Annotated in this window: 5 protein-coding genes; 1 reads left to right on the top strand and 4 read right to left on the bottom strand. The window is 75.1% G+C overall.

The window, feature by feature from the left end; all coding sequences use genetic code 11:
• Window positions 1–263: 263 nt before the first annotated feature.
• The 4 genes from RNC47_RS35570 to RNC47_RS35555 form a co-directional block, all read right to left on the bottom strand.
• Window positions 264–1,418 (bottom strand): glycosyltransferase family 4 protein, encoded by a 1,155-nt coding sequence (locus RNC47_RS35570; RefSeq protein WP_311604954.1) that lies wholly within the window; start codon window positions 1,416–1,418, stop codon window positions 264–266.
• Between the two features lie 36 nt (window positions 1,419–1,454).
• Window positions 1,455–2,417: a C40 family peptidase gene (locus tag RNC47_RS35565; RefSeq protein ID WP_311604953.1), complete on the bottom strand. Its 963-nt coding sequence runs from the start codon at window positions 2,415–2,417 to the stop codon at window positions 1,455–1,457.
• A gap of 277 nt (window positions 2,418–2,694) precedes the next feature.
• Entirely contained in the window at window positions 2,695–3,747 is a 1,053-nt protein-coding gene (locus RNC47_RS35560) for a C40 family peptidase (RefSeq protein ID WP_311604952.1), read from the bottom strand.
• A 258-nt stretch (window positions 3,748–4,005) separates the two neighbouring features.
• Window positions 4,006–5,364, bottom strand: coding sequence for an NYN domain-containing protein (locus tag RNC47_RS35555; protein WP_311604951.1), 1,359 nt, complete (start codon window positions 5,362–5,364; stop codon window positions 4,006–4,008).
• A 195-nt stretch (window positions 5,365–5,559) separates the two neighbouring features.
• On the opposite strand from RNC47_RS35555, the gene RNC47_RS35550 reads away from it, so the two are divergent.
• A complete protein-coding gene (locus RNC47_RS35550; protein WP_311604950.1) occupies window positions 5,560–5,838 on the top strand; it encodes an Lrp/AsnC family transcriptional regulator in 279 nt (92 codons plus the stop codon).
• Window positions 5,839–6,002: the final 164 nt, after the last annotated feature.

Below are 6,002 nucleotides of genomic sequence, written 5' to 3'. Positions count from 1 at the left end.
TTTTCGCGCTGCGCGCGGGGGAGGGGCCGAACCGCGCTGCGCGCGGTGCACGGCCCGCCAGGGCCGAGGGCCCGCGGCGGCTACGCCGCCGGGCCACCCGGCCCGAGCCGCGCGAGGCCACCCGCCAAGGGCGGGTGGGTGGGCGCGGCACGGCCGCAGGCCGACACGGCGGCTCCGCCGCCACGAGCCGGGCCCTGCGGGCCGGCGGCCAACGCCGAGCGCAGCGACACCGCCAGCGGCCTAACCCACGCGCCAGCGAAACCTCAGGACAGCGCCGCCGCGAGGCGGTCGACGAGGAGGTCCCAGCGCCAGCGTTCCTCGATCCAGGCGCGGCCGCGTTCGCCCATGCGGCGCCGTAGTTCCGGGTCCCGCAGCAGCGTCACCACCCGGTCCGCCGTCTCCGCCGGCGCGGACTCCGCGCCGCCGCGCACCACCCAGCCGGTCTCGCCGTCGAGGACCGCGTCCGGCGCGCCGCCCGAGTCGCCGGCCACGACCGGCAGGCCGGTCGCCGACGCCTCCAGGTAGACGATGCCGAGGCCCTCCACGTCGAGGCCGCCGCGCCGGGTGCGGCACGGCATGGCGAAGACGTCGCCCGCGCCGAAGTGCGCCGGCAGTTCGGACCACGGGATCGCGCCGGTGAAGCGGACCGAGGCGGCGACGTCCAGGTCGGCGGCCAGCCGCTCCAGGTCGCCGCGGTAGGGGCCGCCGCCGACGATCAGCAGCACGGTGTCCGGCTCGGCGGCCAGGATCCGCGGCATGGCGCGGATCAGCGTGTCCTGACCCTTGCGCGGCACGAGGCGCGACACGCACACCACCACGGGCCGGTCGGTCAGGCCGAGCGCGGCCCGGACCGCGGCGCCGCCCGAGTCGGGGTGGAAGGTCTTCTCGTCGACGCCCGGCGGCAGTTGGATCATGCGCCCGGCCGCCTCGCGGCTCAGCGCGCGGGCGATCCGGGAGCGGGTGTACTCGCCGAGGTAGGTGACGGTGTCGGTGTGCTCGCCGATCCGCCGCAGGAGTTGGCGCGCGCCGGGGAGTTGGGCCCAGCCGGCCTCGTGTCCGTGGGTGGTGGCGACCAGCCGCTCGGCGCCCGCGGCGCGCAGCGCGGGTGCCATCAGGCCGAGCGGGGCCGCCGCGCCGAACCACACGGCGGTGCAGTCGTGGTCCCGCAGCAGCGCGGTGGCGCGCCGGGTCACGGCGGGGGTCGGCAGCAGCATGGTGGTGCGGTCCCGGAAGACCGGGAACGCCTGCTCGGCGTCGAAGTCGGCCGTGGCCCGCCGGCCCTCGGCGTCCCGCTTCCAGGTGGAGGCGTAGACCACGACGCGGTTGGGGTCGAGGCGGCGGGCCATGTTGTGCAGGAAGGACTGGATGCCGCCGGGGCGCGGCGGGAAGTCATTGGTGACGATCAGCGTCTTACGCATCGGACGAGACGATACCGACCGCGGGTTCGGGCCGTGTCAGGGGCGCACGACGGAGGAGACCGGCAGCATGCCGACGCCCTCGTACCGCACGCTGGCGCCCGGGTAGGGCGCGTGCACGATCTGTCCGTCGCCGACGTACATCCCGACGTGGCTGGCGTCGGCGCGGTAGACGACGATGTCGCCGGGGCGGGCCTCGTCGAGCGGGACGCGGCGGCCGGCCGCGGCCTGCCCCTGTGAGGTGCGGGGCAGCGAGACGCCGGCCTGGGCGTAGGCCCACTGGATGAGTCCCGAGCAGTCGAAGGCGGTCGGACCGGCCTGTCCCCAGGCGTAGGGGCGGCCCACCACGCCGCGGGCCGCGGCCACCGCCGCGGCGGCGCGGGCGCTGCCCGGGCCGGTGACGGGGGTCGGGGCCGGGGCGGGCCGGGTCTCGCGTGCCGCCCGCTCGCGTTCGGCGCGTTCGGCGCGCTCGCGGGCGGAGAGTCGTTCGTACTGCCGGCGCGCCGCGGCGAGGCGCCGCTGCGCGGTGCGCTTGTGGCGGTTGAGTTCGTCCTTCTCGGCGCTGAGTTCGGCGAGCCGCGCGTCAGCCTCGGCGCGTCGCCGTTCGAGGCCGCGCTGGGCGTCGAGCAGGTCGCGCAGTCCCTGGGCGCCGCGGGCGCCGGCGCGTTCGACGGCGGCGGCCCTGACGAGGTAGGTGTCGGGGTCGTCGGAGAGCAGCAGGACCAGTGTGGGGTCGAGGCCGCCGGCCCGGTACTGGGCGGCGGCGGTGGCGCCGATGACGTGCCGCCGGTCGTTGACGAGTTGCTGTCCGCGGGCCACCCGCTCCTGGCTGCGTCCGAGTGCGGCCTCCAACTCCTCGACCCGCTCGGCCGCGCCGTTGTAGGCCTCGATGGCGCGCTCGGCCTCGGCGAAGAGCCGGTCCACCTCCCGGGCCGCCTCGGCGCTGTCGGCCGGCGGCGCGGTCGGCGCCACGGGGGCCGCCAGGACGGGGAGCGCGGTCATGGCGGCCGCGGTGGCGGCCGTCAACACGGTGGCGCGGGCGGCCAGGACCGGCCGCGATCGAGGGGGACGTCGGTGTCGATGCTGGACCACAGCGGGCCGCGCTCCCTTCGTTGGGGACGTGAGCGCAGCAGAATGTAGCCCCGTGGTGGCGGCGGTTGGCGAAACGACGTCGCCGCGCGGCCCGGGCCGAGACGGCCAAACCGCAGGTCACACCGGGCGCGTGGGGGTGCGGGGCGTTCCCGGAATCACCTGGACGGACGAGGCCGGTCGGCCCCGGTCAGCCGACCCGCACGCCGAACATGAAGGGCATCACGTCCACGCCGAGGTACTCGACGCCATCCGCGGGGTTCGCGGCGTGGACGATCTGGCCGTTGCCGGCGTAGAGGCCGACGTGGTGCAGGTCGTCGTAGTAGAAGACGAGGTCGCCGGGGGCGAGTTCGTTCATCGAGAGACGGGTGCCGATGGTGGCCTGGGACTGGGAGGTGCGGGGCAGCGAGACGCCGGCCTGCGCGTAGGCCCAGGAGGTGAGGCCCGAGCAGTCGAACGAGTTCGGTCCGGTCGCGCCCCACACGTAGGGCGAACCGACCTTGCTGGCCGCGGCGTTGAGGGCGGCGGCGCCGTAGGAGGACGAGGTGCCGTCGGTGATGACGGTGCGCCCCGAGTCGCGGTTGGCGCGCTCCTGGGCCTCGGCCTGGCGGGCCGCCTCCTCGGCGGCGAGCGCGGCGCGCTCCTCCTCGGTGAGCTGGTTGAGCAGCGCCTGGGCCTCGCTCAACCGGCCCTGGATCTCGTCCTTCTGCTCGCTGAGGTCGGAGCGGACCTCTTCGAGCTCGGCGAGCCGGTCGGTGGCCTCGTCGCGCCGCTGGTCGAGGTCGCGCTGCACGTTCTCGATGAGCCGCAGCGTCTCGGCCTGGCGGCCGCTGACCTGGCTGAGCCGGGAGGCCTGGTCGAGGTAGGCGTCGGGGTCGGAGGCGAGGAACAGCTGCACGGAGGGGTCGATGCCGCCGGTCCGGTACTGGGCGGTGGCTACCGCGCCGAGGTTGGCGCGCAGTTCGTTGAGCTCCTCCTGGCCGCGGGCGGCGGAGTCCTGGAGCTCCTCGATCTCGCTCTCCAGTTCCTCCTCGCGCTCCCTGGCGCCGTTGTACTCCTCGGTGATCGCCTCCGCCTCCTCGTAGAGGCGGTCGACCTCCTCCTGCACCTCTTCCTTGGTGGAACCGGGATCGGCACTGGCGGACTGGGCGGTCATACCGACGGTGGCGGCCGCGGTGGCGGCGGCGCCGAAGAAGGTGACACGGGCACGGCTTGGCTGCTTGGGACGACGGTGGGACGCCACTGGGGCGAGCTCCTTCTTCCTCCAGCCGCCTGCCGGGAGTGTGGGGGCGGGGCCCCGGCTCCGCGCACCTGCGCCGCGGAATCGGCGGTACCTCCACGGCCACCCCGGATGGGTGGACTACCGCGCGAAGGTTCGAGCCCAGACCCTAGCGACAGCGCAATCGCAGGTTCAAATCCCCACCGATATTTTTTACTTACCTCACACTGGGCGCATTCGGAGCCACACGCTCCGTACGCCATGCGGGGGTTCGGCGCGCCCTCAGGTGCGGGCGAGCCGCTTCAGCAGCATCGCCGAGGCGACCGGGCGGGCGCCGGAACGCGCCACGCCGTCCGCCACCTCACGGTCGGAGGACACCACGACCAGCGGCCGGCCGACCGGCTCGGCCCGCACCAGCTGTCTGATCAGCTCGTCCGCCGTCTGCCCCGGCCGGCTGAACAGCACCCGCACCCCGCGCGGCGGCGTCACCAGCACCGGCGCGGCCAGCTCGGCGCCGTCGAACACGCACGTCATCTCGGCGCCCGTCTGCGCCGCGAGCACCGCGAGACCGCGCAGCAGCCGCAGCCGCTGCTTCTCCAACGGCATCGTCGGATAACCGGTCTTGGTCACGTTGTAGCCGTCGACGACCAGATGCGCCTGGGGCAGCGCGAGCAACTGGTCGAGCAGCGCGGGGTCGTCGGCCGCCAGCGCCCGCTGGGCCACGTCCTGCGGGGTCAACCCGCCGGGCTCCACCGCGTCCACCGTCTGCGCGGGCCGCAACGTGGCCGGCGGCAGGGCCAGTTCACGCCGCAGCCCCTGGGCGGCGTCCAACACCGTGTCCAGCAGCAGCCGCAGCCGCATGTCCTCGATGCCGCGCCCCTCGCGCACCGACTTACGGCTCGTCTCCAACGCCGCCTCGGCCTCCGCGAGCCGCGCCCTCAGCCGCCTGGCCTCGCCGTCCGCCTGCGCCCTGGCCGCCGCCGCCTCGGCCCGCACCTCGTCGAGCTCGGCCCGCGCCTTACGCAGCGCCGCCTCGCCGCGCCGCACGTCGCTGAGAGCGCTGCGCAGCTTGCGGTGCACCGCGTCCGTCTCCTTGCGCGCCGCCTCCAACTCGGCCCGCAACCGGTCGCCGTCGGTCCTGGCGGCGGCGGTGAGCTCCGCCAACTCCCGGCGCAGCCGCGCCAGCTCACGCTCCCGCTCCTGGCCGGCCCGCTCCTCCTGGGCGCGCTGCGCCTCCTCGCCGGCGGCGGCCACCAGCTTGGCCCAGCCGGGCGGGCGCAGCACGAACGCCGCGGCCGCCACCTCTACCGGGTCGGCGGCCGGCGGCGGGGCGCCGTTCTCCACGGCCTCGGCCAGCTCCGGCTCCGCCTCACGCAGCCGGCCACCGACCCGCTGCCGGAAGATGGCGTCGCTCTCCAACGCGGCGGCGATCGCACTGCCGCCGAACTTCACCCGGCGCGCGGGCTGGAAACGGGCGTACTGTCGAAGCGACGGCGGCAGCTCGGCCATCGTCAGCGAACCGAAGGCGTCCCCGGCCAGCACGATCACCCGGTGACGGACCCGCTCGGGCAGCGGTCGGTCGAGGGACTCGGCCGCCTCCGGCCGCCTCGCCGCCCCCTCGTCATCCGTGGGATCCGCCACCGCTCAGTCCGTCCGTCGGTTCCATGTCAGCGACTGCCGCTTCTCCATCCAGTGTCACCCTACGGCCTGGGACCCCGCGCGTCTGCCGCGGCCGGCGCGCGGCCACGGCCCACGACCACGAACGGCGGTGCGACAGCGGTACGACTAAGGTGTGGCCAGGTACGGCCTGGTACCGCGTCCGGAAGGGGCCAAGCAGTGATCACGTCGATCGTCCTCATCAAGACCAGCGTGGACCGCGTCCCGGAGGTCGCCGAGCGGATCGCCGCGCTCGACGGGGTCAGCGAGGTCTACTCGGTGACGGGCCCTCACGACCTGATCGCCATGGTCCGGGTGCGGAACCACGACGAACTGGCCGAGGTGATCCCGGGCCGCCTGAGCAAGATCCCGGGCGTCGAGTCGACCGAGACGCACATCGCGTTCCGCACGTACTCGCAACACGACCTCGAGGCGGCGTTCGCGATCGGCCTGGAGTAACTCACCGCGCGCTCGCGCTGCCGCGCGATGGCGACGCCCCGCGGCGCTCCGCGCCGGGGGCTCTCCCCCTCACCCACCCGCCCTCTTACGCGCTACGCGCGGTGCACGGCCCTGCGGCAGCTCCGCCCTGGGGGGAGCCACGGCGCTTCGCGCCGGGTTTCCCC

Origin of the sequence: Streptomyces millisiae (assembly GCF_031845425.1) — a bacterium.
Lineage (GTDB): Bacteria > Actinomycetota > Actinomycetes > Streptomycetales > Streptomycetaceae > Streptomyces > Streptomyces millisiae.
The sequence above is the reverse complement of the archived record's forward strand: the minus strand, read 5'-3'. Positions and strand labels throughout refer to the sequence as shown.

Coding starts and splice junctions, on each gene's coding strand:
- RNC47_RS35570 (WP_311604954.1), bottom strand. CDS start 1,418: ATGCGTAAGACGCTGATCGTCACCAATGACTTCCCGCCGCGCCCCGGC.
- RNC47_RS35565 (WP_311604953.1), bottom strand. CDS start 2,417: ATGACCGCGCTCCCCGTCCTGGCGGCCCCCGTGGCGCCGACCGCGCCG.